Origin of the sequence: Massilia aurea, assembly GCF_040790145.1 — a bacterium.
Taxonomy (GTDB): Bacteria; Pseudomonadota; Gammaproteobacteria; order Burkholderiales; family Burkholderiaceae_D; genus Telluria; species Telluria aurea_C.
In genome coordinates, this window is record NZ_JBFMMP010000011.1 from 133,496 (window position 1) to 159,795 (window position 26,300).

The 26,300-nt window shown below is 63.2% G+C and carries 26 protein-coding genes and 1 tRNA gene; 13 read left to right on the forward strand and 14 right to left on the reverse strand.

All coding sequences use genetic code 11. The features are described 5' to 3' along the window. Nucleotides 1–9 precede the first annotated feature (9 nt). A complete protein-coding gene (glnA, locus tag AB2N08_RS15890) occupies nucleotides 10–1,425 on the reverse strand; it encodes a type I glutamate--ammonia ligase (RefSeq protein WP_367611652.1) in 1,416 nt (471 codons plus the stop codon). 306 nt (nucleotides 1,426–1,731) lie between these two features. On the opposite strand from glnA, the gene AB2N08_RS15895 reads away from it, so the two are divergent. Further along, entirely contained in the window at nucleotides 1,732–2,187 is a 456-nt protein-coding gene (locus AB2N08_RS15895; protein ID WP_367611654.1) for a rhodanese-like domain-containing protein, read from the forward strand. A 4-nt stretch (nucleotides 2,188–2,191) separates the two neighbouring features. Here AB2N08_RS15895 and AB2N08_RS15900 read toward each other — a convergent pair whose 3' ends face one another. From AB2N08_RS15900 to AB2N08_RS15915, 4 genes are all read right to left on the reverse strand, one after another. Beyond that, a complete protein-coding gene (locus tag AB2N08_RS15900) occupies nucleotides 2,192–4,153 on the reverse strand; it encodes a CocE/NonD family hydrolase (protein WP_367611656.1) in 1,962 nt (653 codons plus the stop codon). Nucleotides 4,154–4,213: 60 nt separating this feature from the next. Beyond that, entirely contained in the window at nucleotides 4,214–5,608 is a 1,395-nt protein-coding gene (locus AB2N08_RS15905) for a TAXI family TRAP transporter solute-binding subunit (protein WP_367611658.1), read from the reverse strand. Then, nucleotides 5,605–8,937, reverse strand: a complete 3,333-nt coding sequence (locus tag AB2N08_RS15910; RefSeq protein WP_367611660.1) for a transglycosylase domain-containing protein — start codon at nucleotides 8,935–8,937, stop codon at nucleotides 5,605–5,607. Before AB2N08_RS15910 ends, AB2N08_RS15905 begins: the two co-directional genes overlap by 4 nt. A 374-nt stretch (nucleotides 8,938–9,311) precedes the next feature. Further along, entirely contained in the window at nucleotides 9,312–10,190 is an 879-nt protein-coding gene (locus tag AB2N08_RS15915) for an EI24 domain-containing protein (protein ID WP_370662427.1), read from the reverse strand. A gap of 141 nt (nucleotides 10,191–10,331) precedes the next feature. Between AB2N08_RS15915 and AB2N08_RS15920 the strand changes: the two genes are divergently transcribed. Further along, nucleotides 10,332–10,688, forward strand: a complete 357-nt coding sequence (locus tag AB2N08_RS15920) for an FKBP-type peptidyl-prolyl cis-trans isomerase (RefSeq protein WP_367611662.1) — start codon at nucleotides 10,332–10,334, stop codon at nucleotides 10,686–10,688. A 204-nt stretch (nucleotides 10,689–10,892) separates the two neighbouring features. After that, nucleotides 10,893–11,147: an acyl-CoA-binding protein gene (locus AB2N08_RS15925; RefSeq protein ID WP_367611663.1), complete on the forward strand. Its 255-nt coding sequence runs from the start codon at nucleotides 10,893–10,895 to the stop codon at nucleotides 11,145–11,147. Between the two features lie 24 nt (nucleotides 11,148–11,171). Here AB2N08_RS15925 and AB2N08_RS15930 read toward each other — a convergent pair whose 3' ends face one another. Continuing rightward, on the reverse strand, nucleotides 11,172–11,453 hold the full coding sequence (locus AB2N08_RS15930) for a polyhydroxyalkanoic acid system family protein (RefSeq protein WP_367611666.1): 282 nt from the start codon (nucleotides 11,451–11,453) through the stop codon (nucleotides 11,172–11,174). 178 nt (nucleotides 11,454–11,631) lie between these two features. Between AB2N08_RS15930 and AB2N08_RS15935 the strand changes: the two genes are divergently transcribed. From AB2N08_RS15935 to AB2N08_RS15955, 5 genes are all read left to right on the forward strand, one after another. Beyond that, nucleotides 11,632–13,062 (forward strand): hypothetical protein, encoded by a 1,431-nt coding sequence (locus tag AB2N08_RS15935; protein WP_367611668.1) that lies wholly within the window; start codon nucleotides 11,632–11,634, stop codon nucleotides 13,060–13,062. After that, nucleotides 13,059–13,346, forward strand: coding sequence for a protealysin inhibitor emfourin (locus AB2N08_RS15940; protein WP_367611670.1), 288 nt, complete (start codon nucleotides 13,059–13,061; stop codon nucleotides 13,344–13,346). Before AB2N08_RS15935 ends, AB2N08_RS15940 begins: the two co-directional genes overlap by 4 nt. A 195-nt stretch (nucleotides 13,347–13,541) precedes the next feature. Then, nucleotides 13,542–13,865 (forward strand): ferredoxin FdxA, encoded by a 324-nt coding sequence (gene fdxA, locus AB2N08_RS15945; RefSeq protein WP_367611672.1) that lies wholly within the window; start codon nucleotides 13,542–13,544, stop codon nucleotides 13,863–13,865. 114 nt (nucleotides 13,866–13,979) lie between these two features. Continuing rightward, nucleotides 13,980–15,077, forward strand: coding sequence for an NAD(P)/FAD-dependent oxidoreductase (locus AB2N08_RS15950; RefSeq protein WP_367611674.1), 1,098 nt, complete (start codon nucleotides 13,980–13,982; stop codon nucleotides 15,075–15,077). 246 nt (nucleotides 15,078–15,323) lie between these two features. Further along, nucleotides 15,324–16,559 (forward strand): polyhydroxyalkanoate depolymerase, encoded by a 1,236-nt coding sequence (locus AB2N08_RS15955; protein WP_367611676.1) that lies wholly within the window; start codon nucleotides 15,324–15,326, stop codon nucleotides 16,557–16,559. Between the two features lie 79 nt (nucleotides 16,560–16,638). Here AB2N08_RS15955 and AB2N08_RS15960 read toward each other — a convergent pair whose 3' ends face one another. Beyond that, a complete protein-coding gene (locus AB2N08_RS15960) occupies nucleotides 16,639–16,983 on the reverse strand; it encodes an RcnB family protein (protein ID WP_367611678.1) in 345 nt (114 codons plus the stop codon). Between the two features lie 175 nt (nucleotides 16,984–17,158). Between AB2N08_RS15960 and rsxB the strand changes: the two genes are divergently transcribed. Both rsxB and nth read left to right on the forward strand, forming a co-directional pair. Further along, the gene (rsxB, locus tag AB2N08_RS15965) at nucleotides 17,159–17,836 is read left to right on the forward strand and encodes an electron transport complex subunit RsxB (protein WP_367611680.1); all 678 of its coding nucleotides are present in this window, start codon (nucleotides 17,159–17,161) and stop codon (nucleotides 17,834–17,836) included. A 17-nt stretch (nucleotides 17,837–17,853) separates the two neighbouring features. After that, a complete protein-coding gene (gene nth / locus AB2N08_RS15970; RefSeq protein WP_367611682.1) occupies nucleotides 17,854–18,543 on the forward strand; it encodes an endonuclease III in 690 nt (229 codons plus the stop codon). 7 nt (nucleotides 18,544–18,550) lie between these two features. Here nth and AB2N08_RS15975 read toward each other — a convergent pair whose 3' ends face one another. The 6 genes from AB2N08_RS15975 to rplU all read right to left on the reverse strand — a co-directional run bounded on the left by AB2N08_RS15975 (nucleotide 18,551) and on the right by rplU (nucleotide 22,384). Beyond that, nucleotides 18,551–18,907, reverse strand: a complete 357-nt coding sequence (locus tag AB2N08_RS15975) for a nuclear transport factor 2 family protein (protein ID WP_367611684.1) — start codon at nucleotides 18,905–18,907, stop codon at nucleotides 18,551–18,553. Between the two features lie 74 nt (nucleotides 18,908–18,981). Continuing rightward, a complete protein-coding gene (proB, locus tag AB2N08_RS15980; RefSeq protein ID WP_367611686.1) occupies nucleotides 18,982–20,100 on the reverse strand; it encodes a glutamate 5-kinase in 1,119 nt (372 codons plus the stop codon). Beyond that, entirely contained in the window at nucleotides 20,097–20,522 is a 426-nt protein-coding gene (locus tag AB2N08_RS15985) for a hypothetical protein (RefSeq protein WP_367611688.1), read from the reverse strand. The genes proB and AB2N08_RS15985 overlap by 4 nt, the downstream gene beginning before the upstream one ends. Nucleotides 20,523–20,525: 3 nt before the next feature. After that, nucleotides 20,526–21,638, reverse strand: a complete 1,113-nt coding sequence (gene cgtA / locus AB2N08_RS15990) for an Obg family GTPase CgtA (protein WP_367611690.1) — start codon at nucleotides 21,636–21,638, stop codon at nucleotides 20,526–20,528. Between the two features lie 110 nt (nucleotides 21,639–21,748). Next, a complete protein-coding gene (gene rpmA / locus AB2N08_RS15995; RefSeq protein WP_183549343.1) occupies nucleotides 21,749–22,030 on the reverse strand; it encodes a 50S ribosomal protein L27 in 282 nt (93 codons plus the stop codon). A 42-nt stretch (nucleotides 22,031–22,072) separates the two neighbouring features. After that, nucleotides 22,073–22,384, reverse strand: a complete 312-nt coding sequence (gene rplU, locus AB2N08_RS16000; RefSeq protein ID WP_183549341.1) for a 50S ribosomal protein L21 — start codon at nucleotides 22,382–22,384, stop codon at nucleotides 22,073–22,075. Between the two features lie 335 nt (nucleotides 22,385–22,719). Between rplU and ispB the strand changes: the two genes are divergently transcribed. From ispB to AB2N08_RS16015, 3 genes are all read left to right on the forward strand, one after another. Then, nucleotides 22,720–23,649: an octaprenyl diphosphate synthase gene (gene ispB / locus AB2N08_RS16005; RefSeq protein ID WP_370662429.1), complete on the forward strand. Its 930-nt coding sequence runs from the start codon at nucleotides 22,720–22,722 to the stop codon at nucleotides 23,647–23,649. Between the two features lie 54 nt (nucleotides 23,650–23,703). Beyond that, nucleotides 23,704–23,780: transfer RNA gene (locus tag AB2N08_RS16010), tRNA-Pro, on the forward strand. A gap of 462 nt (nucleotides 23,781–24,242) precedes the next feature. Next, nucleotides 24,243–25,475, forward strand: a complete 1,233-nt coding sequence (locus AB2N08_RS16015) for a GGDEF domain-containing protein (RefSeq protein WP_367611695.1) — start codon at nucleotides 24,243–24,245, stop codon at nucleotides 25,473–25,475. A 134-nt stretch (nucleotides 25,476–25,609) separates the two neighbouring features. Here AB2N08_RS16015 and AB2N08_RS16020 read toward each other — a convergent pair whose 3' ends face one another. Next, entirely contained in the window at nucleotides 25,610–26,248 is a 639-nt protein-coding gene (locus AB2N08_RS16020) for an NAD(P)H-dependent oxidoreductase (RefSeq protein WP_367611697.1), read from the reverse strand. Nucleotides 26,249–26,300: the final 52 nt, after the last annotated feature.

The following is a 26,300-nucleotide window of genomic DNA, read 5'->3' on the forward strand; positions in this document are numbered from 1 at the left end:
GTGGGCCGATTACGACGAATAGTACATGTCGAATTCGGCTGGGTGCGGGGTCATGCGCATGCGCTGCACTTCGTTCATCTTCAGCTCGATGTAGGCATCGATCATGCTGTCGCTGAACACGCCGCCACGGGTCAGGAACTCGCGGTCTTCGTTCAGTGCATCCAATGCTTCTTCCAGCGATGCGCACACCGTCGGGATCAGCTTGTCTTCTTCAGGCGGCAGGTGGTACAGGTCTTTGGTTGCCGCTTCGCCCGGGTGGATCTTGTTCTGGATACCATCCAGGCCGGCCATCATCAGCGCTGCGAAGCACAGGTAGACGTTGGCCAGTGGATCCGGGAAACGGGTCTCGATGCGGCGGCCTTTCGGGTTCGCCACGTGCGGGATGCGGATCGAGGCCGAACGGTTACGGGCCGAGTAAGCCAGCTTGACCGGCGCTTCGTAGCCCGGCACCAGGCGCTTGTACGAGTTGGTGCCCGGGTTGGTGATCGCGTTCAGGGCTCTAGCGTGCTTGATGATGCCGCCGATGTAGAACAGCGCCGTTTCCGACAGGCCTGCATAGCCGTCGCCTGCGAACAGGTTCTTGCCGTCTTTCCAGATCGACTGGTGCACGTGCATGCCCGAGCCGTTGTCGCCATTGATCGGTTTTGGCATGAAGGTCGCGGTCTTGCCGTAGCTGTGGGCCACGTTCCAGATCACGTACTTCATGTTCTGGGTCCAGTCGGCGCGCTCGACCAGGGTCGAGAACTTGGTGCCGATTTCATTCTGGCCGGCGCCAGCGACTTCGTGGTGGTGCACTTCGACCGGGATGCCCATCGATTCGAGGATCAGCGACATTTCGGAGCGCATGTCCTGGAACGAGTCGACCGGTGGCACCGGGAAGTAGCCGCCCTTGACGGTTGGACGATGGCCGCTGTTGCCGCCTTCGATTTCCTTGTCGGTCGACCACGATGCTTCGTCCGAGTCGATCTTGACGAAGCAACCCGACATGTCGAGCTTCCAGCGCACGGCGTCGAAGATGAAGAATTCTGGTTCCGGACCGAAGTAGGCGGTGTCGCCGATGCCCGAGGATTTCAGGTAGGCTTCAGCGCGCTTGGCGATCGAGCGCGGGTCGCGGTCGTAGCCCTTGCCGTCCGACGGTTCGATCACGTCGCACTGCATGAACAGCGTGGTCTCTTCCATGAATGGATCGAGGTTCGCGGTGTTCGCGTCAGGAATCAGGAGCATGTCCGACGCTTCAATACCTTTCCAGCCGGCGATCGACGAACCGTCGAAAGCGTGACCGGATTCGAATTTGTCCAGGTCGAAGTGCGACACCGGGACCGTGACGTGTTGTTCCTTGCCGCGGGTATCGGCGAAGCGTAAATCAACGAATTTGACTTCGTTGTCTTTGACCATTTGCATTACATCTGCGGCGGACTTTGCCATTCGGAATCTCCTAATTGAAAAAGGGAAGTCAGTCTATGCGAACCGACAACTTGCATCATGTTGAAGCACAAATTGTGCCAACAACGCTACCAACTTCAGTGCATGAGAACATGCGCAAATCGTTCTTGGGCAATGGGCTAGTTTACCCATAAAATCGACTCGATCGGGGACTGCTGGAAAGATTTACATGTTTGCCAGTCTGCACCACCAAAGGGCAATTCTACGTGTTTGCACCAAATCAGCGCACGTCACAGCGCGCCACGATGGTGCATCGGTGACGATGGACTAACAATGGACTCAACGAACATGACCAAAGAACAAATTCTCGCAGCAGCGCGCCAACGTGGCGCTGGCCAGCCCTACGCTGGTGCGGTGACGCCTCAAGAAGCGTTCGATCTGCTCCAATGCGGGCCAGACGTCAAACTGGTCGATGTGCGCACCAATGCCGAACGCGATTGGGTGGGACGTGTCGCGATCGGCGAACCCCAGCACCTGGCGGTGCAGTGGGCAACGTATCCGGGTGGCGCACCGAATCCGGATTTCGGCGCGCAGCTCGAACGCGTGGCAGGCAAGGATGACGTGTTGCTATTTTTGTGCCGCTCGGGCGTGCGCTCGCGGCACAGCGCGCGCGTGGCGACCGAACTGGGCTACGCGAGCGCCTTCGACATCCTCGAAGGCTTCGAGGGCGACCGGGATGGCGACGGGCATCGCAAGACGATTGGCGGCTGGTGCACGGCCGGCTTGCCGTGGGTGGGCGCGTAGGCGCTCAGTTCGGCAGCACCATCAGTTCCAATCCTGACGCCGTGCCCGGCGCGTGGTACACACGCTGGGTCGCCTTTTTGAAATCTTCCGGCTTGGCGTCAAGAATGCGCATGAAGGTCTGCGGATTCAGGTCGATCAGCGGGAACCACGAACTTTGCACCTGCACCATGATCCGGTGACCGCGCCGGAAGGTATGGTTCACTTGACCCAGGTCGTACTTGATCGGTTCCACCTTGCCGGGCACAAAGGCTTCGGGCTTCTCGTAGCCGTTGCGGAACTTGCCGCGCAGCGGATTGCCGCGCACCAGTTGCTGGAAGCCGCCCAGGCTCACCGTTGGCGGGCCGACGTCGCTGCCCCGCTCGGCCGCCGGCGTCGGATAGCTGCTCGGGTAGACGTCGATCAGCTTGACGACCCAGTCGGCATCGGTGCCGCTCGTCGACACGAACAGTTTCGGCGTCACTGGCCCGGCGATCGTCACGTCTTCTTCCAGCACGGCGCTCTGGTACACCAGCACGTCCGGCCGCGTGGCGGCAAAGCGCTGGTCGGACACCATGTACTCGCGCGGCACGCCCAGCGCCGGGTAGCCGATATATGGCACCGGGCGCGCCGGGTCGGCCACGTATTCGTCGAAACCGGCGCCTTTATTCTCTGTCGCGGCAGGCTGCTGCCAGCCCAGCGTGCCATCCGCGCCAAAGTACAGCGTGCGCGCCCTGGCCGGCTTCGGTGGCCAGGCGTCGTACTGGCGCCAGACATTACTGCCCGTTTCGAACACGGTCACCGGCGCCAGCGTTTTCGCGGGCTTGATGCCTTTCAGGTGCTGCTCGAAGAACGGAAACTGGACCTCGCGCCGGAACCATTCGCTCGTCTTCGCGTCGAACTTGACGTGGCCCAGCAGGGCGCCGTCGCCGCGCGCCCAGCCGCCATGCACCCAGGGTCCGATCACCAGCGAATGGTTGCCGCCCCTGTTTTGCCCTTGTAATGCGCGGTGCACGATGAACGGGCCGGCGGCATCTTCGGCATCAAACCAGCCGCCCACGGTCAGCACGGCCGCCTTCACGTTCTTCAGGTGCGGGCCGATGGCGCGCGCTTGCCAGAAGCTGTCGTAGGTGTCGTGCTCGATGTTCGGCATGAACAGCTCACGCTGCGTGGCCGTCATGGTGGCGGCAATGTTCGCCAGCGTGCGGTGCTTGAGAAAATAATCGTAGCCATCGGCCACGCCGTAGTCGAATTCGCTGCCGGTTTTTGGTAGCGGCGTCGGATTCGGCGCCGCGGTAAAAGCTGCATAAAAATCGAAATTGGCGGCCAGCTTGAAGGCCCCGCCGTGGTACGAATCGTCGCCCATGTACAGGTCGGCAATGGGCGCCTGCGGCGAGGCGGCCTTGATCGCCGGATGCGAATCGATGACGCTGGCGGCGGCGTAGAAACCGGGATAGCTGATACCCCAGATGCCCACCTTGCCATTGTTGTTCGGGATGTGTTTCAGCAGCCAGGTCACCGTGTCGTGCATGTCTTCGCTCTCGCGCCCTTCCCCTTTGTCCAGCCTGGCCTTGCCGTGCGGTGTCATCTCTTGCCACGTGCCCTCGGACATATAGCGCCCGCGCACATCCTGAACCACGAAGATGTAGCCGGCCTCCTCGAATTCACGCGACGGGCCGAGCGACTCGGGCAGCCAGTCCACGCCGTAGCGCAGTTCGCCTTCGGCGCGCACGCCGGCGCTGTACGGGGTGCGCTGCATCAGGAACGGGTAGCTGCGGGCGCTGTCCTTCGGCACGTACACGACCGTGAACAAGTGCGCGCCGTCGCGCATCGGGATCCGGTATTCGTACTTGGTATAGGCTTCGCGCGTCGGGCGCTTGCTGTCTTTGGCGCTGTCGGCAGCGCTGGCAGCGGCGCTGGCGGAAGGGATGCCCGAGCCGCCGGCAAGCAAGAGACCGAGGACAAGGGCGGGAAGCGTACGGCGGATCATGACGACCTTCGAAAAAATATCTGGGGACGCCAAGTGTAATCGGATTCCAGGCAGAAATGCTCAGGCCGCCGGCAGTTCCTCATGCACGCCGCGCACCCGCTCGCGCACCAGGTGGATGTGGCTGCGCAGGCGGTACAGCTCGTCCGCATAGGCCAGCGGCACCGATATATGATTGACGCGGTCTTCGAGCCCGTTCAGGCGGCGCAGCAATTCCTGGCGCACCGACTCGTCGGCATCCGCCCCGCTCTCTTCCAGCGATTGTTCGATCGCACGCAGTTCGCCATACCAGCGGTACACGCGCGAGCGCACGCGCCAGACATAGATCGGCGGCACGATCTTGGACAGCGGAATCAACAGCGCGGTCAGCGCCACCACCACGACCCACAAGCGCTCGGCCAGGTTGGCCAGCCAGAAGCGCATATAGCGCTGCATGAACGGCGGGCCGTCGCGGTAATAGCGCGCCGCCTCTGGTGCGACCGGGATCTCGGTGTACTTCGGCGACGGGAATTGCCCCTGCTGCTGGAACCAGCCGGCGCCGCCGTGGATCTCGGTGGCCGCCTTGACCAGCAGGCCCACCAGCGCCGGATGAATTTCCTCGCGCGCGACAAGCGTGGCGGTCGGCGCGATCAGGTGGTATTCCTGGTTCGGGATATTGCGGCCCAGGTCGACGATCCCGCGCGGCAGCACCACGTGCGTCAAAAACGGCAGGCGCCGCGTATAGGCTTCGGCCTGCGCAAAGTCGAACAGGCGGATACCCGGCGTTTGCAGCAGCATCTGGATCAGCGGCGCTTCCGGCGCCGAGCTGAACACCAGGCCATCGATGCGCCCGGCCAGCAGTTCGACCGTGGCCGGCGTGTTGGCCAGGTCGCTGATGGTCAGTTCTTTCGCTTCGATATTGTTGGCGTCGAGCACCTGGCGCAGCAGGCGCGGCACGCCGGTGCCTTCGGGCCCCAGGTTGATGCGCTTGCCGCGCAGGTCGGTCAGGCGCGTGACCTGCGCCTCTTCGCGCAAAAACAGCCACACCGGCTCGGTGAACAGGCTGCCCAGCGACACCAGGCCGCGCCGCTCGGCGCTGTCGGCGTTGCCCACCCTGTCGTCGGTCGAGCCGCTTTGCACGAACGCGACGTCGGCCTGCCCGGCCAGCAATTGCTGCAGATTGTCTTGCGAGCCGAGCGTGCCCTGCAGCGTGACGGTGATGTCGTCGCGCGCGAGCACGCTCGCGTACTGCTTGCCGAATTGCTCGTAGGCGGAATTTTCCTGGCCGGTGGCCAGCCGCAGGGTGCGCGGCGGCGCCGGGTCGACCCACCAGTAGGCAAGCAGCACGGCGGCCGTGACCATCAGGATCGTCGGGCCGGTGGCCACGACGAGGTCGCGCAGCGAGACGATGCTGAAGTTTTGCAGGCGGGCGCGCAGGCCCTTGACCGGCGCGCCCGATGGTTCATGCGTTGGCGTCAACGCACGCACGTCCGCGGCGCGGCCGCCACTGCCTGCCCCGGCACGGGAGCCGGCGCCACCGGCGGTTCGATCATCGGCATCAGGCTCGGCGCCAGCGTGACGAGCAACTGCACCGGCAGTGCGCTGGTGAAGTCATAATTTTCAGACTGCGGCCCGTGCACGTACGCCGTCATGCTGCCGTAGAAGCGTTCGCCGATGTTGAACACGAACGTCGCCGAACGGTTCACGTAGCGCGACTCGACCAGGCGGCCGCCGCGCGCATACACGTCGAAGCGCTGGTCGCCGGTACCGGTCTTGCCGCCCACGGCGATGATGCTGCCGTCGGCCTGCACGAAGGCGGTCTTGACGCGCTTGGCCGTGCCGTCCGAGACCACGCCCTGGATGGCGTCGGCCACGGCGCGCGCGACTTCCGGCGCCAGCACTTGCTCTTTGCCGCCGCCCTTGTTGCGGCGCACGAGCGTTTCATACGGCGTGGCCTTGGCGAAGTGCAGCGAATCGATGCGCTCGATCGGTTTGCGCACGCCGCCATTGACGATGATGCCCATCATCTCGGCCAGCGCGGCCGGCCGGTCGGCCGAAGCGCCCAGCGTGGTCGCATACGACGGCACCAGCGAGTCGAACGGGTAGCCCATTTTTTTCCACTGCGCGTGGATCTTCAAGAACGCTTCCACCTCGAGCAGCCCGGCGATGCGGTTGTCCTGCGCGTGCTTGCGGTGCGTCTTGAACAGCCATTGGTAGACTTCCTGGCGTTCTTTCACGCTGGCGGCCGTCACCTCGGACCAGCTCGCTTTTGGATGGGTGCGCAGATAGCTCACCAGCCACAGTTCGAGCGGGTGCACCGACGCCACGTAGCCGCGGTCGGCCAGCGACATATTGCGCGGGTCATACGTCTCGTACAGTTTCGGGATGCGATCCGGATCGATCTCGTTGGCGGCCGGCACCGACGCATCGATGAACGCGCCAAACTGCGCCAGCGTCGCGTTCGGCGCCACGGTGCGGTGGGCCGCAGCGAGCTTTGACGCCAACGGGCGCACGCTGGAGAACAGCAGCGCCTCGACTTCTTGCGGCGTCTTGCCCTTGTACTTGTTCCAGAACTTGGCCATGAAGACCTTGCCTTCGCTGTCGGCAAAGCGCGCCAGGTAGCTTGCGCGGCGCGGGTCGTCGGCATCGGCCAGCAGCTGCGCGGACGAGCCCGGCAACTGGAACATGTAGTAGCGCACGACGTCGCGCATCATGCGCACGAACACGAGGTTGGTGGAACTGCGCAGCGCCTGGTTCACGTCCATGATGCGGCTGTCGTCGAGCTTGCTGAAGTTGCCGAACGTGTGCAGGCCACCGCCAGTGAAGAAGCGCTCGCCCGGGTTGGCCGAATACTTGCGCGCCATGGCAGCGTCGAGCATGGGTTTCAGGCCCCGGTCGGCGCCATCGGGCAGCGTCTTGAAATACTCCAGGCCCCACAGCGACATGCGGTCTTTCGGATCGACCTCGGTGCCCATCAGGGCGATCTTGTCCATCACGCCAAAGCGCTTGTGCAACTGGTCGACAATATCGAGGTAGGTTACCAGCGTGCGCAGCTTGGCGGTGGAGCCCAGGTCGAGTTTGGCGCCCTCATTGATGTCGAGCGGCTGGTCATAGTTGTCGGTCTGCACGCGCAGGTAATTGACGTGCTCGCCCCGCTCCATCAGCGTGAAGCTGTACACCACTTGCGCCGGGTCGCCATTGCCGAGCATTCCCTTGCCGGTCAGGCCGGCCTCTTTGGCGTGCTCGGCGTCGGACAGCTTGCGCAGCGCGGCCGTGACGGCCTGCTGGGCATTGCCATCGAGCGTCGAGACTACCGACAGATCGAGGCGGTCGACGTTGTACAGGCGCGCGTCGCCGATCAGGAAACCAACGTGGTTGCGCACCGCATTGGCTGCCTTGCGCGAGACGAACGCGTCCGCCGGCGGCGGCGCCACCCCCGTGTGCAGCGCGGGTTTCAGGTTGGCGCTCAGGGCGGCGTCGCGCAGTTGCGGCGAAATCACGCCCTCCTGCGTCAGCACCCGCAGATGGCTGTTGGTGAGGGTTTCAAGGTCGTTCTCGCCGGCGCCCAGGTAATAGGCCGGGCGGCGCTGGGCGATCATCAGCGAGAGCGCCTCTTTGTAGGCCATCACGGCTTCCGGGCTCGTCATCGGGCCCTTGAGCATGGCGTTGACCTGGGAAAAGTCGCGGCCGTACCAGACCCACATGCCATCGCCGATGCCGTTGACTTCGCCGTAACCCGGCTTGGCCGACAGCGGCACCGTGTTCAGGTAGTCGAGCACGACCTGACGGCGCGAACCCGTCGTGTCTTCGCCATCTTGATAGGCACGCAGCGTGGCCGAGGCCATCTGGATGATCTTGTCGGTCAGCGAGCCGGTGCGGCCTTCGGCCGAGTGGCGGTATTTTTCGATCTGCGTCGCCAGCGTGCTGCCGCCGGCCACGCGGCCTTCGCCGCCCAGGCCGACACTGGCCAGGGTCTTGTCGAACACGGCCTTCGAGAAGCGGTCCCATTCGACCGCCGGGTTGCGGCGCGGGTGGCTGGCGTCGAGCAGTTCGCGGTTCTCGATGAACAGCAGGCTTTGCACCAGCAGCGACGGCGCGGCATTGAAGTTATCGTAGTAGCGCTCGGGGAAGCGCGACGTAAACAGCGGCTGGGCGCGGCAATCGAGGATCTCGAGGCCGACCTTGGTTTTCTCATGGTACGTGGCGTACAGGCCCAGGTCGGCCATCTTGACCATCTGCGGCGAAATGCGCGCCTGCGACGCGATCGCGTAATCGCGCGTCTGCAGGCGTTCGAGGTATTTCGGCAGGCCGGCATAGCCAAGCCGGGTGTCGTACGGACTGGCGGCCGGGAAGCGGATCGAATCACTCGGGCCATTGGCCATGCGGAACGTGAGTTCGCTGGCCATGTCGGCAAAGATCTTTGCCTGCAGGCGCGAGGTGCGGGTTTCCATCGCGGCCCAGGCGGCCAGGATCGCGAACAGCAGCAGGCCGATCAGGGCGAGCCAGAGCTTCCAGCGCCGCTTGCGCGGGGCCGGCGGCGGTTGATCCGGACCGCCCGCAGGGCCGCCCGGCACGCCGCCGTTGCCGGCCAGGTGCGGGAATGCTTCGTACAAGGGCACGTCGCCGGTCGCACCCGGCGCAGGCGCAGGTGCAGGTGCGGACGCAGCAGCGCCCGACGCTGCCGCAGCGCTCGCTGAGGCAACGACGGGCTCGGCAACTGCGCCGTCCATGGACGGTTCGCTCCGCGAGTTGGCGGCGCGCTTGCCGAATACATTGCTTGGTCGCACGAGGCGACGAATACTTTCCATGATGGCTTAACCGGTCCGAATCAAAACGCTTGCAACCCCCGCCAACCTGCTCGCCATCCGTATCGCTGCTGGTCCGTTCGAGTGATTGTGGTGTCTGTTAGTTCACAAATTTCAGCAGTGCAATCCCACTCCAGATCGCCCCGTCCATAGGTAATATTCCACCACATCAATACGTCACACGCGAGATACCGTTTAACAAATCGGCTTTAACTGGAATATTTTCGCAAAAAAACAACGAGTTGGCGCAATGGCATGACTACAAGGCATGCTCGGCTGTCACAACTGTTGGCGGCAACACATCACGGGCTGCAAGCACGCCCGACACCGGCAGTTAACGCATGGGCAACCCGGACGGTGCACAGCGCACGGCTGATTTACATGAACGTGTCGGATTGGGGACGGGGTATGACCTGAGGCGCGCGCCATTCCTCCAATGCCTGGAGGCAGTAGTACTGGAACCAGAGTCCGGCGAACAGGAAGATCATGATGTACAGCCATAGCGACACCAGCGCCAACACCGGGAACAGCACGACCGAGATCAGCGCGCCGCCCATCCAGGCGATGCCCGGCAGCGCGCCGGCCAGGCCCGAGGCCAGGCCGATGGCCAGCAGCGCCGGGCGGCATCGGCGCATCAACGCCTGGCGCTCGGCCGGGCTGGCATGCGCGGCCAGCGCGTCATAGCTCATCACGCGCGACGTGACCCAGGCCCACAGGCTGGCCTGCACCAGCCAGGCCAGCGGCGGCACCGCATACAGCGGCAGCGTGAACAGCCACAGCAGTGCGAACGCGGCCGAACTGCCCAGGTTGATCGCCAGGCTGCCGATGAACGAGCCGCCCTCTTTCTTCTCGAGCTTTGGAAAGTGGCGGCCGCTCACGTGGCGCTCGATCGCCGGCATCGCCACGATCCCCATGAACAGCAGGCTCGATGCAATCATCAGCGGCAGCAGCAGCGCGATCGCCAGCAGGGGCACGACCATCACCTTGAGCATGCCCAGGCCGAGCATGCCCAGCATGCTGTTGCTGGTGTCGAAACCGCCATAGTCCGCGAACAGGCCGTGCAGCCAGTCGAGCAGCGGCTGCAGGCCGGACCACATCGCCACGCCCCACAGCGTGAGCGAGAGCAGCAGCGGAACCAGCGAGAGCAGCAGCATGCGGCCGCTGAACTGCGCGCGCAGCGCGCGCCGCCAGGCGAGCAGGACACCCTTCATGGGGGCGGTCCCGGGAATAACGTTCGCGCTGTCGGCGTGCGGCATGGCGGCTCCAGATGGATGGTCGAAAAGCGCATTCTACGGGACGGCGCCGGCCGGCCACGCGGCGCACGGCTGGCTTGGCGATTGGCGGTTTCCCGACCCATGCACTACAATCGGCGTTCAATCTGAACAACAAGGAAGACCATGTCCACCATCACTACCGATTCTGGCCTGCAATACGAAGAACTCGTCACCGGCACCGGCGACGAAGCCAAGGCTGGCCAGCACGTCACCGTGCACTACACCGGCTGGCTGCGCAACGACGACGGCAGCCTCGGCAGCAAGTTCGATTCGAGCAAGGACCGCGGCGATCCGTTCGAGTTCGCACTCGGCGCCGGCCAGGTCATTCGCGGCTGGGACGAAGGCGTGCAAGGCATGAAAATCGGCGGTTCGCGTCGCCTGACCATTCCTGCAGCCCTGGGCTATGGCGCGCGCGGCGCCGGCGGCGTCATCCCGCCAAACGCCACCCTGATCTTCGACGTCGACCTGCTGGCTGTCTGAGCGTTGTCGTAAATTTTCTGCCATGCGCCCCCGTCAAGCGGCGCGTGGCAGGCTGTTCCCTGCGCTGCTCCCAGCGTTATCCTGCATTTGAAGTTCCCCTCTAAAGTACGACCGAATCCCCGGATCGGCCCTGTCTCCTGCGCTAAGATGCCTGCCGCATTGTCCAAGCGACAATACCGCAACCAACCATCACAGGAGTTTTTCATGAGCGTGCAAGAACAGTTCAACCAGGCCCAGCTCGATTCGAAGAATCTGTCGGAGCGTCCGGACAATATGACGTTGCTGAAGATTTATGCGCTGTACAAGCAGGGCTCGAGCGGCGACGCCACCGGCGAGCGTCCGGGCATGACCGATTTCGTGGCGCGCGCCAAGTTTGACGCCTGGGCCGGTCTGGCCGGCACCTCGCAAGAAGAAGCGCAGCAGCAATACATCGATCTGATCGAAGAGCTGAAAGGCTGATTGGCTGATTGGCAGGCTAGCCGATCATGCGGCGGTGAAGGTCTTGCGCATCTTCTCCGCCACCTTGGCCTCGATGGCCGGCGCGAACGCGCCCATGAAGAATCCCAGGCGAATCCGCATCGCCGCTTGCTGGTCTTCCAGCGTCAACACCCCTTCCACGCCACTGCGCTCGAAGCGCAGCACGTCGCCGTCCCACTGGCATGCCAGTCCATATTCGGCAGCAATACGCTGCGCCACTTGCTCGGCCGCCGTACGTGCCGCAGCCGGGCTCAGGCTGTGTTGCTGGACGATACTGATTTCCGCCATCGGGACTTTCCTTCCTAAATCATTGCGAACAATCCGCCATGATGCCAGTTGACGCCGTCGTATGCCAGAGCTCGCTAGAACTGATGCATTCGTGACGGCGCGGTTGATCCATGTCAAAGCGTACTCGACATAGCGGGCGACCATGAAGGCGAACGCCGTCATTACGCAAGGAGTCGTCATGGAAACTTATCCCCTGGAGCCGCACGAGGTGCAGCACGGCGCCCGGTTTCGCCAGCCGGGGCGCGTGGCCCGCCTGGTCGATGAATCCGCTGATACCGCCGAGCCCGCCGATGCCGATCCGGGGCCACTCGTCGACGCCGAGCCGCTGCCCTATGCCTTCGGCGCACGCGTGCTGATGTGGAAGCAAGACCCGTCGGTCGGCGAGATCGGCACCCGCCGCGCCTACCTGCCCGGCGTGGTGCGGGCCGGGCCGCGCGACGCCCGCATCGCGCCCGGCGTGCCCGGCATCGATCCGGTCGAACCGAATGCCTTCGGCGACTTCGTCACCGAGCCCGACACGCCCCAGTTCGACGCCGTGCATACCTTTGCCGTCGTGCGCCAGACCCTGACCATGTACCAGCGCGTGCTGGCGGCGGCCGGCGTCGCCATGCCGCTGCCGTGGCAATGGAACAGCAGCAGCGACACCAATCCACTGCGCGTCTATCCGCACGGCCTGCCCAACGTCATGAACGCGTTCTACAGCCGCACCCAGGGCTGCCTCAAGTTCGGCGACTTCATTCCCAGCGGCGCGCCCGGGCGCGTATTTACCTGCCGCTCGTTCGACATCGTCTCGCACGAGACCGCCCACGCGATCCTCGACGGCATCAAGCCGCGCTGGCTGCAGGCCGACGCCCCGCCCCAGACCGGCGGCCTGCACGAATCGTTTGGCGACCTCACCGCGGTATTCCTGGCGCTGGCGCAGCTCGACCAGTGCGAAGCGATCGTCGCCCAGACCAAGGCCAATCTGCACGACAAATCGTTCCTGACCGACGTCGCCGAGCAGTTCGGGCTGGCGCTGGGCAACAGCAATGGCTTGCGCAATGCCGACAATGACCTGCGCCTGAGCCAGGCCGGCACCCAGGTGCACGCCATTTCCCAGGTCTTCACCGGCGCCGTGTACGACGTGCTGGCCGACCTGTTCGCCCATGAGCGCAATCCCGAGCGCGAAGACGACGCCGCCGTGTTGCACCGGGTGGCTGCCTACCTGAGCGGCGTGCTGCTGCGCGCCCTGATCGGCGCCCCCGACGCGGCGGCCACCTTCGCCGACGTCGTCAACGGCATGCTGCTGGCGGTCACGAGCGATGGCAAGCCGAACGCGTACGGCGGCTTCATCCGCAACCAGTTCAGCCGGCGCGAAGTGGTCGAGGCCGGCGAATTGAAGGCCGGCGAAGCAAGAACGCTATTCCTGCCCGGCGTGCCGCTGGCCGCGTGCGTATGCGATGCCCCCGGCGCCCGGCAAGACCGGCGCGCCTGCTGCGGCACCATGCAATTGCCCGAATACGATGACGCCGACCGTGTGCTGGCCGGCGAAGCACGCCTGCTGGCCCGCTGGTGCGCCGAACAGGGCCGCCACGGCCCGGCCGGCGCCGACGCGTCGCTGCTCGCATGAAGATCAGCGCACGCGCCGACGGGGGCTTTTCCGGGCTGGCCGAATCCTACGAGCTCGACACCGCCAGACTGGCCGTGGGACCAGCGCTTGAAGCGTTGTTGCAACGCCTCGATTTTTTCGGCGCCGCCCCCGCAGCCGCATTCGGCGCCGCGCTTGGCGTCGATATCCCGCGCTGGGAAATCACGATCGACGATGGCGCGCGCCGCCACACCGTTGCCTTGCAAGAGGACGGCAGCTGTGGTGAATGGCAAGATCTGCTCGCGCAGCTGCGCCAGGCCGCCTGAGCTACCACCCGTCTGCTCTGCTCCGTCCGCGGACCGCACGCCCGTGCGGTTCAGTTCGTCATTTGCTTATGTCCATTGTGTATATGCGCGAGTTTGTGAGAAAACCGGAATTGCCCTAAAATACAGTGCTTTGTCTTGTCCGGCCGGCCCTCGTGCGCCCGGCAATGCGACACCCCACCAACTGATAGGACTGTTATGACCCACGTTGTCACCGAATCGTGCATCAGCTGTCGTTACACCGACTGCGTCGATGTATGCCCGGTAGATTGTTTCCGGGAAGGCCCGAATTTCCTCGCCATCGATCCCGACGAGTGCATCGACTGCGCCGTGTGCGTTGCCGAGTGCCCGGTCAATGCAATCTTTGCCGAAGAAGACGTGCCTGGCGATCAACAGCAGTTCATCAAGATCAATGCCGACCTGTCGCGCTTCTGGCCGTCGATTACCAAGACGAAGGCCGCCCTGCCAGACGCGGACAAGTGGAAAGACGTCACGGACAAGCTGGACCAGCTGGCCCGCTGATCTAGCGGTCAGGCAGGCGTCGCGCCGGGCGTCCGGCGTTGGTCCCGGGGTCGTACTGCATGGCGGTTCTGGCCGCCATTGCCTCACCATTCATACATCACAGGATTTAAGCGCATGACTATCAGTGCCACCCACGAAGCGGGCAGCATCGCTCCCAACAGTTCGTTCGCCGGCGCCATCGAAACCGATGCCGTCATCATCGGCGCCGGTCCGGTCGGCCTGTTCCAGGTCTTCGAACTCGGCCTTCTTGAAATCAAGGCCCACGTCATCGATTCGCTGCCAGCCGTCGGCGGCCAGTGCGTGGAGCTCTACCCTGACAAGCCGATCTATGACATCCCGGCCGTGCCGGTGTGCACCGGCCAGGAACTGACCGACAACCTGCTCAAGCAGATCGAGCCGTTCGAGCCAACCTTCCACCTGGGCCAGGAAGTCACCGGCGTGCAGCGCCGTGAAGACAACCGTTTCAACGTCGAAACCTCGACCGGCACCCAGTTCATCACCAAGACGATCTTCATCGCTGCCGGCGTCGGTTCATTCCAGGCGCGAACGATCAAGGTCGACGCGATCGACAAGTTCGAAAACGAGCAACTGTTCTACCGCGTGAAAGATCCGGCACGCTTCGATGGCAAGAACATCGTCATCTGCGGCGGCGGCGACTCGGCGCTCGACTGGGCGCTGAACTTCGTCGGCAAGGCCGAGTCCGTGGTGCTGGTGCATCGCCGTGATGACTTCCGCGCGGCCCCGGCATCGGTCGCCAAGATGAAGGCGCTGTGCGACGAATACGAAATGCAACTGATCATCGGCCAGGTCACCGGCTTCGATGAAAAAGACGGCCAGCTGACCGAAGTGAAGGTCACCGGCGCCGACGGCGTCACCCGCCGCGTGCCGCTGGACATGCTGCTGGTGTTCTTCGGCCTGTCGCCAAAGCTGGGCCCGATCGCCGAGTGGGGCCTGGACATCGAGCGCAAGCAACTGAAGGTGGTGGACACCGAGAAGTTCGAGACCAATGTCCCGGGCATCTTCGCCGTCGGCGACATCAACACGTATCCGGGCAAGAAAAAGCTGATCCTGTCGGGCTTCCACGAAGCCGCGCTGGCCGCCTTTGGCGCCGCGCCGTATATCTTCCCGGACAAAAAGATCCACATGCAGTACACGACCACGTCGCCGAAACTGCACAAGATCCTGGGCGTCGAAACGCCAGTGTTCGACTAAGTTGTCCAGAACGGTCGTTCTGTAACTTCTCGGCGACAGAGTCTTCCCGAAACGCCCCGCCTTGCGGGGCGTTTTGTTTTATGTGGGACGTCCAACCGAGCGTGCGCGGGTAAATATGCTACAACTGCACCATGCATAAGGGTGCGTCCAGGCCCTAGTTTCCACGCGCCAAGAATAATCCCCTATAATCGTTGAAGCTTCAACGCAGTCGATTGCGGCGCGCTCAGTCACCAGAAGGATCTATTTATGCTTTACCAATTGCACGAAATGCAGCGTTCCTTCCTGACCCCACTGATGCAGTGGGCCGAGGCGTCGTCGAAGATGTTTTCCAATCCCGTTTCGCCATTCGCACACACCCCGTTTTCGCAGCGTATCGCTGCCGGCTACGAGCTGATGTACCGATTGGGCAAGGAATACCAGAAGCCGGCCTTCGGCCTCAAGACCACCACGATCAAGGGCGAAGAAGTCGCCATCGTCGAGCAGATCGTGCTCGACAAACCGTTCTGCAAGCTGCTGCACTTCAAGAAGGATCTGCCGGACGCCAGGATCGCCAAGCTGGCCCAGCCAACCGTCCTGCTCGTCGCACCGCTGTCGGGCCACCACGCCACGCTGCTGCGCGACACCGTCAAGGCCCTGCTGGTCGACCATGACGTGTTCATCACCGACTGGACCGATGCGCGCATGGTGCCGCTGGCCGACGGCCCGTTCCACCTCGACAATTACATCTTCTACGTCCAGGACTTCATCCGCCATCTGGGCCCGAATGTGCACGTGATTTCCGTGTGCCAGCCAACCGTGCCGGTACTGGCCGCGATTGCGCTGATGGCGAGCGAAAAAGACGCCAAACTGCCGAAAACGATGACGATGATGGGCGGCCCGATCGACCCGCGCAAGTCGCCCACGGCCGTCAACGACCTGGCCGTCGAAAAGCCGTTTTCGTGGTTCGAGAACACCGTGATTTACGCGGTGCCGGGCAATTACCCGGGCTTTGGCCGCAAGGTCTATCCGGGCTTCCTGCAGCACGCCGGCTTCATCGCCATGAACCCGGGCCGCCACGCCCAGAGCCACCGCGAGTTCTACCAGCACCTGGTGCAGGGCGACGATGATTCGGCCGAATCGCACCGCCAGTTCTACGACGAATACAACGCCGTGCTCGACATGCCGGCCGAGTACTACCTCGACACGATCAAGACCGTGTTCCAGGACTTCAGCCTGCCGAAAGGCACCTGGAATGTCGGCGGCCAGCTGGTGCGCCCGCAGGACATCGAATCGGTGGCGCTGCTCACTGTTGAGGGCGAGCTGGACGACATCTCGGGCCTGGGCCAGACCAGCGCCGCGCACGACCTGTGCAGCGGCGTGCCGGCCGAGAAAAAACACGCGTTCGTGGTCGAGAAAGCCGGTCACTACGGTATTTTCTCGGGCCGCCGCTGGCGCGAGATCGTGTGTCCGAAGATCACCGAATTTATCCGTGAGAACCAATAAACGGACGCAGAATGAACAATGCCATGGCTGAGGTCATGGCATTTTTTTTGCGCGGGCAATGGGGTGCGACAACCCGCGCTCAGCGCCCCAGCACCACCTGCTCCACCCGCCCGGTGGCAATGGCCACCAGCGCAAAGCTGCCATCGGCCTGGACCCATTGATGTCCACGCGGCGGCTTTGACAGGCGCAGCTTGCGCCAGTCTTCGATCACATACTGATGGGTCTGATAGCGCGCTGGCAGACGCTCGCCGCGCCGCAATTCACCGCTCGATTCGACGCTGCGGTACAGCGAAGGCAGCGCAGGCGCAGCCTGAACCTGCTCGGCGTGCGGGGCAGCGTTGCCATCCCTTGGCGCACGTGTCTGTAAATTGTCGCCCGCAGAAAAGATGGCGGCGAACAGCAACGGCGCGATCAACTCATTCATGGTCAGTCCTCGTCGTTCAGCATCAGGCAATAGTACAGCACGTTGCAAACTGACCCTCTGTTCGATTGACCACGCACTGTAAGGAAGCGTTCGACGTGCAGCGCAATCGACCCTGTTTCACCGCAGCGCATCCGGATTTGGCGGATAATGTCGGCTTTACCAACTGCGCCACGCCGTGACCAAGACCCTCGCCGATCAGCTCGAAGACCTGCTGCCGCAAACCCAGTGCACCAAGTGCGGGTATCCCGCTTGCCGGCCCTATGCGGAAGCGATCGCCAGCGGCGAAGCCGACATCAACCAGTGCCCGCCGGGCGGCATGGAAGGCGTGCGCCGTTTGGCCGCCGCCACCGGCCGCGCCGTCATCCCGATCAATCCGGCCAATGGGCTCGAGCGGCCGCGCCCGGTGGCGTTCATCGACGAGGCGCTGTGTATCGGCTGTACCCTGTGCATCCAGGCCTGTCCGGTCGATGCGATCATGGGCGCAGCCAAGCAGATGCACACGATCCTGCCGAGCCTGTGCACCGGCTGCGACCTGTGCGTGGCGCCCTGCCCGGTCGACTGCATCGCAATGGTGCCGGTCACGGGGGAGCGCACCGGCTGGGATGCCTGGACGCAGGAACAAGCCGACGCGGCGCGCAGCCGCCACGACTTCCGCGAAGCGCGCCTGCGTCGCGAGCGCGACGAAAACGATGCGCGCCTGGCTGCCAAGGCCGTCCAGAAAATGCGCGAAGTGACGGCCGAAGCGACCAATACGCCAGCAGAAGTGGCCGAGAAGGAACGCAAGCGCGCGATCATCGCCGCCGCCATGGAACGTGCGCGCCTGAAGGCCGCCAGCAACACCGACCCGACCTGAGACTTGACTGTACCTCGATGAACTCCGCCAAACGTCTCGACATCTTCACGCGCTTTCGCGCCGCCAATCCCACACCGACAACCGAACTGGAATTTTCCACGCCGTTCGAACTGTTGATCGCGGTACTGCTATCGGCCCAATCGACCGACGTCGGCGTGAACAAGGCCATGCGCCGCCTGTTTCCCGTGGCGAACACGCCGCAGGCAATCCTCGACCTGGGCATTGACGAGCTCAAGACCTATATTTCGACCATCGGCCTGTACAACACCAAGGCGAAGAACGTGATCGCCACCTGCCAGATCCTGGTCGAGCAGCACGGCGGCGAAGTGCCACCCGTGCGCGAAGCGCTCGAAGCCTTGCCGGGCGTCGGGCGCAAGACGGCGAACGTGGTACTGAATACGGCGTTTGGTGAGCCGACCATGGCGGTGGACACGCATATCTTCCGCGTCTCGAACCGCACGAAGATCGCGCCGGGCAAGAACGTCGACATCGTCGAGCACAAGCTATTGAAGTTCGTGCCGAAGGAATTCCTGCACGATGCCCACCACTGGCTGATCCTGCACGGGCGCTACACCTGCGTGGCGCGCAAGCCGAAATGCTGGAACTGCCTGATCGCCGACCTGTGCGAGTTCAGGGACAAGACGCCGGCGCCAGCCGGCACGCTCGATCCGGCGGCCGTGGCGCTGGACGCCGCAGCAGCGGCTTAGATCCGGGTTACATCCGAGTCTCGCCGGTGGCGAACGAGGCGCGCACGATGCGCCCGTCGATCACTTCGTACACGCACAACATCTCGACCGTGCCCTTTCCTTCCGGGAAATTGCGGGTGACGATCTCGAGGTCGGTGACGAAGTTGCCCAGCACCGTGCGCGACAGCAGCCGGGCGTGCAGGTCGGGCTCCTGAAAACGTACCGCATAGCGTGGACGGATCTGCGCGTGGCCCTCGGCCAGCAGGGCGCCATGCAGCGCGAATTGCGCCGCATCGGGCGCATAGGTGTGCATCAGGGCGTCGAGGTCCTTGGCGTTGTAGGCGTCGAGCTGGGCCTGGACCACGGCGAGCGGCGAAGACGGCATGGCAGCTTTCAAAAAAATACCCGCATGCTGCAAGGCGTGCGGGCGTGGTGATATGGCAGGCGCGTGCCCGCCCCTTACAACAGCACCATATTGTCGCGATGGACCAGTTCCGGCCCTTCGACGAAGCCCAGGATGCGCTCGATCTCGGTCGACGAATGGCGCATGATGCGGCGCACCTCGCTGCTGGCGTAATTGGTCAGCCCGCGCGCGAGCGGCGTGCCCGCTTCGTCGACGCAGGTGATCACCTGGCCACGACCGAACTCGCCCTTGACGGCGATGACGCCGATCGGCAACAGCGACTTGCCTTCACGCGTGAGCTTGACCGCCGCGCCGGCATCGATGACCACTTCGCCGGTTGTGTGCAAATGATCGACCATCCACTGGCGCCGCGCCGTCAGGCGGCCGGTGGCGGCCAGCAACTGCGTGCCGATCGCCTCGCCATTCGCCAGGCGAGTCAGCACGTCCGGTTCGCGGCCCCACGCAATCACCGTGTGCGCGCCGGAGCGCGCGGCGCGCTTGGCGGCCAGTACCTTGGTCAGCATGCCGCCGCGACCGATGCTGCTGCCGGCGCCGCCCGCCATGGCTTCCAGCGTCACGTCGCCAGCCTGGGCTTGCTGGATCAATTTCGCATCGGGATTCTTGCGCGGGTCGCTCGAGTACAGGCCCGGCTGATCGGTCAGGATGACAAGGGCATCGGCCTCGATCAGGTTGGCGACCAGCGCGCCGAGCGTATCGTTGTCGCCGAACTTGATCTCGTCGGTGACGACGGTATCGTTCTCGTTGATGATCGGCACCACATTCAGGCGCAGCAAGGTGGTCAGCGTCGAGCGTGCGTTCAGGTAGCGTTCGCGGTCGGCCAGGTCGGCATGCGTGAGCAGCACCTGGGCCGTCTGCACGCCATGCGCGCGAAAACTGGATTCATAGATTTGCGCCAGGCCCATCTGGCCGCAGGCGGCGCATGCCTGCAGTTCGTGGATATCCGTCGGGCGCTTGGTAAAACCCAGGCGCAGCATGCCTTCGGCGATGGCGCCCGAGCTGACCAGGACGACGTCCTTGCCGAGGGCGCGCAGCGCGGCGATCTGGAATGCCCAGCGGGCAATAGCGGTATGGTCCAGGCCCCTGCCCTCGTCCGTGACGAGGGAGGAACCGACCTTGACGATGATGCGGGAAGCTTGTTGGAGGGCGGAGTTCATGGCGACAGGAATTTTCCCCGCGGTCGCAATGCGAGCAGGGAAAGTCCTGCCAGCAGTTCAACCGCGCAGACAGCTAATAATACCCCCGTGGGCAAGCCGATCGCGAAGGCCGCGACGAGGCGGCCGGCCGGCTGGGCCAGGAGGAACAGGGCAGTCAAGTCGCCCAGCAACGGCTGATCGCCGTTCCTGGCCGCCAACAGCGCCAACCCCGCGGTAGCGAGGCGCACGCCAACATAGATGGCGTAGAACTGGCTGTAGCCGTTCACGCCAACCAGAAACAGGCCCATCGCCGACGCAATACGGTCGGGATCGAGCAAGGCCGCCAGCGAGGCCAGCGAACTGACAGTCGCGACCAGCTGCAACAGCTGGCCGCGCAGCCAGGCGCGCGACCAGGCGAGGGGCTGAAGAGTGCTACCGGCCAACGGTCAGTCTTCGAGGATCTTGAAGCGTGGATCGTCCGGATCGATCGACGAAATACCGCGCGCTTCTTCGGTCATCGCGGTTTCTTCGGCGCGGTGCTCGGCGTGACGCTTTTCTTCGAGGTGCAGGTAGATCGCGTTGATCAGCTCCTGGCAACCTTCGCGTTTCAGTGCCGAAATCTCGAACACCGGGCCCTTCCAGGCCAAGCGCTTGACCATGTCCTTGACGCGCTTCTTGCGTTCGGCTTCGTCGAGCACGTCGAGCTTGTTGAGCACGAGCCAGCGCGGCTTGTTCAGCAGTTCTTCGTCGTACTTTTCGAGTTCCTTGATCAGGGCCTTGGCTTCCTTGACCGGATCGATGTTCGCCTCGAACGACGACAGGTCGACAATGTGCAGCAAGAGCCCGGTGCGCGCCAGGTGACGCAGGAACTGGTGACCCAGGCCCGCACCCTCGGCGGCGCCTTCGATCAGGCCCGGAATGTCGGCCACGACAAAGCTTTTCTCGTGCGACACGCGCACCACACCCAGGTTCGGGTGCAGGGTGGTGAACGGGTAATCGGCGATCTTCGGGCGCGCGTTCGAGACGGCGGTGATGAAGGTCGATTTACCGGCGTTGGGCATGCCCAGCAGGCCCACGTCCGCCAGCACTTTCAGCTCGAGGCGCAAGGTGCGACGCTCGCCTTCCTTGCCTTCGGTCTTTTGACGCGGAGCGCGGTTGGTCGAACTTTTAAAGTGGATATTGCCCCAGCCGCCCTCGCCGCCTTTGGCGAGCAGTTCGGTCTGGCCGTGTTCGGTCAGGTCGGCGATGATCTCGCCGTTGACGTCATCGATGATGAGCGTGCCAACTGGCATGCGCATATAAATGTCTTCGGCGCCCTTGCCATAGCAATCCGAGCCACGGCCCGGTTCGCCGTGCTTGCCGGTGTGGACTTTCGAATAGCGAAAGTCGACGAGGGTGTTGACGTTGCGGTCGGCAACCACAAAGATCGAGCTGCCCGTGCCGCCATCGCCGCCGTCGGGACCGCCAAATGGGCGGAACTTTTCGCGCCGGAACGAGGCGCATCCGTTGCCGCCGTCGCCTCCGATGACTTCAATTTTTGCTTCGTCGATAAACTTCATGATTGTGACCGCTTAAAAACTAAAAAGGCCCTACCTTGGGCAGAGCCTTTCGATGGAAGGCTCGCGCCTTGCAAAGAAGCGCCGCTCGAGAGCGGCGCGAAACGCGTAAATTACGCTGCGACTGCTTCCGCTGCTTCGTTAGCAACGACGGTCACGAACTGCTTCGAGCCGACGCCTTGCTTGACGAACTTGACGGTGCCAGTGACCAGCGCGAACAGGGTGTGATCCTTGCCCGTGCCGACGCCGGTGCCGGCGCGCACTGGGGTGCCGCGCTGACGAATGATGATGCCGCCGGCATTGACTGCCTGGCCGCCGTAGACTTTCACGCCGAGGCGCTTGCTTTCTGAGTCACGGCCGTTGCGGGTAGTACCGCCGCCTTTTTTGTGTGCCATTTATTTACTCCTGGATGACGTTGCTGGGAACCGGAACGGGGATTAGCCGTTGATCGAAACGATCTGGATTTCGGTGAAGTTTTGGCGATGGCCCATACGCTTCTGGTAGTGCTTACGACGACGCATCTTGAAGATACGCACTTTGTCGTGGCGACCCTGCGAAACCACTTTCACCAGCACCGTTGCACCTTCGACCAGCGGAGCACCAAACTTGATGCTTTCGCCTTCGCCAAGGGCGAGGACCTGATCGATCGTGAGTTCGGAACCAATGTCTGCCGGTATCTGTTCTACTTTAAGTTTTTCACCAGCGACAACTTTGTATTGCTTGCCACCGGTTTTTATGACCGCGTACATGATTTGAAACCTCATCAAATGTTAAAAGAACCCCTCGGCGCGTCGTCCTGCGCTTGTCACGCTGAACTATTCTTAAGCCGGGGAACAGAGGATTATACACAAGTAACCGCACCCCGTCAAAAGCATTCAGCGATCACTTTTCCGCGTGGCCGCACGTCAACAGCTGACCTGGCATCCTCCAGGCGAGTGCGTCCCTGTCAGCCGGACGGTTCCCCCTCCCATGACGTATAATCGCCCCACTCTTATAGTTAACCCAACGCCCACGCAGGTCAGCCTTGTCAGCCGCTACCCAACACGCCCAACAGAACACCATTGTCCAGTCGATCGCGCCCGATATGGAGGCCGTCAACACGGTGATCCGCCAGCGGCTGCATTCCGACGTCCCGCTGGTCAACCAGATCGCCGAGTACATCATCAGCGCCGGCGGCAAGCGCATCCGTCCAGTACTGGTCCTGCTGCTGGCCAACGCCTACGGCTACCGCGGCAGCGCGCACCATGAGCTGGCCGCCGTCGTCGAATTCATCCACACCGCCACGCTGCTGCACGACGACGTCGTCGACGAATCGTCGATGCGCCGCGGCCGCCAGACCGCCAACGCCCTGTTCGGCAACGCCGCCTCGGTGCTGGTCGGCGACTTTTTGTACTCGCGCGCATTCCAGATGATGGTTGGCCTGGACAGCATGCGCGTCATGCAGATCCTGTCCGACGCCACCAACGTGATCGCCGAGGGCGAAGTGCTGCAGCTGCTGAACATGCACGATCCGGACGTGACGGAAGCAAGCTACCTGCTCGTGATCCGCTCCAAGACCGCCAAGCTGTTCGAAGCCGCTGCCGAACTGGGCGCACTGATCGCCGGCGCGAATGACACGCAGATCGCGGCGGCCGGCGAGTACGGCCGTTCACTGGGCACCGCGTTCCAGCTGATCGACGACGTGCTCGACTACGCCGGCGACGCAGCCGAAATCGGCAAGAATGTCGGTGATGATCTGCGCGAAGGCAAGCCAACCCTGCCGCTGATCTGGCTGATGGAACACGGCACGCCAGAACAGCGCGCGCTGGTACGCAGCTGCATCGAGCAAGGCGACGAGGCACAGTTCGATGCAGTGCTGGCGGCGGTGACGTCGAGCGGCGCGCTCGATTACACGCGCGCGCAGGCTGAACAGGCGGCGCGCCGGGCGTCCGAAGCGATCGCCGACCTGCCGGACAGTGTGTTCAAAAGCAGCCTGCTCCAGCTGAGCAGCTTCGCGGTTGACAGGAACCACTAGGCGATTTTATATTGCGACCATCCCTGGGGTGGTTGTACGTACATCCCGAACCGTCGGGGTGTAGCTTAGCCCGGTAGAGCGCTACGTTCGGGACGTAGAGGCCGGAGGTTCGAATCCTCTCACCCCGACCAAGAGATTCCCTAAAAAACAGCGGGTTAGCATCCCGCTGTTTTCAAATAACGTGCGCTTCGCAATCATCACAGCGCAATCGTTCTATACCGTGGTCAATCAAAAATCGCTCTCCACCAAGTCTCCGTTACAAACAGGGACGACCTGACTCGATCGTTCGTGTGAATGAAGACAGGAAGCACCTGTCATGTCTTCCAGCGTTACAGGGTGCGTCTACGCTCCCTGAATCATCCGACTGCGAGCACAAAGTTTCCTTGAAACAGCGGATAATGATCGTTGTCTATATAACGATCGCCTGATCCGGTAGCCGCGTTCAAGGTAGTGCGTCGTTTGGAAGGTCGTTCTCGCGCCGGCATCCGAGCCCGTTTTGCCTCCCTTTCCGTCCTCCCCCGCCAGCACGAGGGGTAGCGCTGGCAGGCAACGGCAATGCCGTGCTTCGTGGCTTTTTTTCGAGAGTAAAGTCAGTGCTCAACATCGACGTCCCCTCCCTGTTCATCGCCATGACGCTCAATCTGTCGATCATGTCCTTGACGCTACCCTATTTCATGGGCCGGGTGAACCGCGCGGCGCGCTGCGCCCAGGCCGGGATCATCCTGCAGACCACCGGTTGGTTCAGCCTGATCGCCTCGAGCGCCTGCCCACCGGGTGGCTGGGCCGACCATTTGCTGTCGACGCTGGCAATGGCTTGCGTGTCGAGCGGCATGGTGTTCAATGCCATTGCCTTCCAGCTGTGGTGTGGGCGCGATGTCTCCGTGCGCCTGCCAGCCGCCATCGCCGTCCTGATGACAGCCGGCTACAGCATCGGCTTTTCCAACTATGCGTTCAGGGTCGGCTGGGCCAATGGCCTGCTGGCGCTGCAGATCGCCACCGTGGTGGTCACGCTGTGCCGGCCGCCACAACTGCCGGTTGGACGCTGGCGCTGGCTGCTGGTCATCTGCCTGTCGGTCCAGATGACGGTGCTGGCGTGCCGCGCCGTGCTGGGCGCCTTCTACACCAACGAATTTCCGAGCTTTTTCGGCCCCTACTTGGTGAACCAGATCTTCGCACTGTCATCGAACTCGATGCTGGTGCTGTCGATGGCCGCCATCCTGCTGGCCCACCGCGATGAAGCGGCCCGCGACCTGGAGCGGCTGGCCACGATGGACGGCTTGACCGGCGTCCTGAACCGCCGGGCCTGGCTGATACAGGCGAGCGCCGACCTCGCCAACAGCGTGCGCTACCGGAAGCCAATCGGCGTGCTTCTGCTCGACCTCGACCATTTCAAGCAGATCAACGATCAGCACGGCCATGCCGTCGGTGACCGCGCGCTGCAATTGTTCGCCGAAGGCTTGCGCGCCGTCAGCCGCAGCGGCGACGCCTGCTGCCGTTACGGCGGAGAAGAGTTCTGCGTGCTGCTCAATGACGCCGATAGCGCCGCCATCATGGCCCACGACGCACGCCTGCGCGCGTGGCTGGCGCGGCACTCGCAACAGGCGCTGGGGTTCGCGCTGTCGTACAGCGCAGGTGTCGACATGCGCGTCCGCGACAGCGATACCATCGACATCCTGCTGCAACGTGCCGACGTCGCCCTCTACGACGCCAAGTCGCAGGGGCGCGGCTGCACGCTGGTCAGCGCGGCCCTGCATGATGCGTCGCGGCCGCAGTCTACGCAGGTTGGCGACGACGCGGCGATCCGCCCCGTCCCGCTAATGCCTTGACTCAAGCCTGCCTTGAGCGGCGTTGCTCAGGGCGCGCGGTTGTGGGGTGAAGACGGTCGCCAGATTGCCGCGCAGGTTGCAAAAGACGTCGTCGGAAGCGAACTATCGGACTTGAAATCGGCAAGGCTTGCTGCCTACGCCAGCTCGGTAACGAACTGCGACATTGGCCGGCGCACTTTCTTGAGGTCGACAAGCCAGTCGCCTTCATCCGCGCGATAGCCAACCGGCAAGAGGATCACCGATCGCAATCCACGTTCACGCAATTTCAGGATCTCGTCGACCTTGGTCGGATCGAAACCTTCCATCGGCGTGGCATCCACTTTTTCGTCGGCGGCGGCAATCAGTGCGCTGCCGAGGCCGATGTAAGCCTGGCGTGCGGCGTGCTCGAAATTGGTCTGGGCGTCGCGTTGCGGGTAGGTCGACAGCAATTGCTGGCGGTAGGCTTCCCAACCTTCGTTTTTGATGCCGCGCTCGCGGTTGACCAGATCAAACATCGCATTGATGCGCTCGGCCGTATAGGTATCCCACGCGGCGAACACGAGCAGGTGCGAGCTGTCCGTTACTTGAGCCTGGTTCCAGGCAACCGCCTTGATCTGTTCACGCAGCGCATCGTTCGTCACCACAAACATCTCGTATTGTTGCAGTCCACTGGAACTGGCCGTCAGGCGGACCGCCTCGAGAATGCGGTCGATCTTTTCTTTGGCGACCTTTTTAGCAGGGTCCATTTTTTTGGTGGCATAACGCCACTGCAGGGTTTGCAGGAGATCTGACATGCGAAATTCTTTCTATGTGAGTGAATAACGCACCATGATGCCGAACTCTGCC

What these genes read in the sequence shown, in the direction of transcription:
- AB2N08_RS15940 (WP_367611670.1), top strand. Translation starts at nt 13,059, where the DNA reads ATGAAGATCAGCGCACGCGCCGACGGGGGCTTTTCCGGGCTGGCCGAA.
- rpmA (WP_183549343.1), bottom strand. Translation starts at nt 22,030, where the DNA reads ATGGCACACAAAAAAGGCGGCGGTACTACCCGCAACGGCCGTGACTCA.
- AB2N08_RS15915 (WP_370662427.1), bottom strand. Translation starts at nt 10,190, where the DNA reads ATGCCGCACGCCGACAGCGCGAACGTTATTCCCGGGACCGCCCCCATG.
- AB2N08_RS15955 (WP_367611676.1), top strand. Translation starts at nt 15,324, where the DNA reads ATGCTTTACCAATTGCACGAAATGCAGCGTTCCTTCCTGACCCCACTG.
- AB2N08_RS15975 (WP_367611684.1), bottom strand. Translation starts at nt 18,907, where the DNA reads ATGCCGTCTTCGCCGCTCGCCGTGGTCCAGGCCCAGCTCGACGCCTAC.
- proB (WP_367611686.1), bottom strand. Translation starts at nt 20,100, where the DNA reads ATGAACTCCGCCCTCCAACAAGCTTCCCGCATCATCGTCAAGGTCGGT.
- AB2N08_RS15900 (WP_367611656.1), bottom strand. Translation starts at nt 4,153, where the DNA reads ATGATCCGCCGTACGCTTCCCGCCCTTGTCCTCGGTCTCTTGCTTGCC.
- AB2N08_RS15930 (WP_367611666.1), bottom strand. Translation starts at nt 11,453, where the DNA reads ATGGCGGAAATCAGTATCGTCCAGCAACACAGCCTGAGCCCGGCTGCG.
- cgtA (WP_367611690.1), bottom strand. Translation starts at nt 21,638, where the DNA reads ATGAAGTTTATCGACGAAGCAAAAATTGAAGTCATCGGAGGCGACGGC.
- ispB (WP_370662429.1), top strand. Translation starts at nt 22,720, where the DNA reads ATGGAGGCCGTCAACACGGTGATCCGCCAGCGGCTGCATTCCGACGTC.
- AB2N08_RS16020 (WP_367611697.1), bottom strand. Translation starts at nt 26,248, where the DNA reads ATGTCAGATCTCCTGCAAACCCTGCAGTGGCGTTATGCCACCAAAAAA.
- AB2N08_RS15895 (WP_367611654.1), top strand. Translation starts at nt 1,732, where the DNA reads ATGACCAAAGAACAAATTCTCGCAGCAGCGCGCCAACGTGGCGCTGGC.
- AB2N08_RS15960 (WP_367611678.1), bottom strand. Translation starts at nt 16,983, where the DNA reads ATGAATGAGTTGATCGCGCCGTTGCTGTTCGCCGCCATCTTTTCTGCG.
- nth (WP_367611682.1), top strand. Translation starts at nt 17,854, where the DNA reads ATGAACTCCGCCAAACGTCTCGACATCTTCACGCGCTTTCGCGCCGCC.
- AB2N08_RS15910 (WP_367611660.1), bottom strand. Translation starts at nt 8,937, where the DNA reads ATGGAAAGTATTCGTCGCCTCGTGCGACCAAGCAATGTATTCGGCAAG.
- AB2N08_RS15925 (WP_367611663.1), top strand. Translation starts at nt 10,893, where the DNA reads ATGAGCGTGCAAGAACAGTTCAACCAGGCCCAGCTCGATTCGAAGAAT.
- AB2N08_RS15920 (WP_367611662.1), top strand. Translation starts at nt 10,332, where the DNA reads ATGTCCACCATCACTACCGATTCTGGCCTGCAATACGAAGAACTCGTC.
- AB2N08_RS15950 (WP_367611674.1), top strand. Translation starts at nt 13,980, where the DNA reads ATGACTATCAGTGCCACCCACGAAGCGGGCAGCATCGCTCCCAACAGT.
- glnA (WP_367611652.1), bottom strand. Translation starts at nt 1,425, where the DNA reads ATGGCAAAGTCCGCCGCAGATGTAATGCAAATGGTCAAAGACAACGAA.
- AB2N08_RS15935 (WP_367611668.1), top strand. Translation starts at nt 11,632, where the DNA reads ATGGAAACTTATCCCCTGGAGCCGCACGAGGTGCAGCACGGCGCCCGG.
- rplU (WP_183549341.1), bottom strand. Translation starts at nt 22,384, where the DNA reads ATGTACGCGGTCATAAAAACCGGTGGCAAGCAATACAAAGTTGTCGCT.
- fdxA (WP_367611672.1), top strand. Translation starts at nt 13,542, where the DNA reads ATGACCCACGTTGTCACCGAATCGTGCATCAGCTGTCGTTACACCGAC.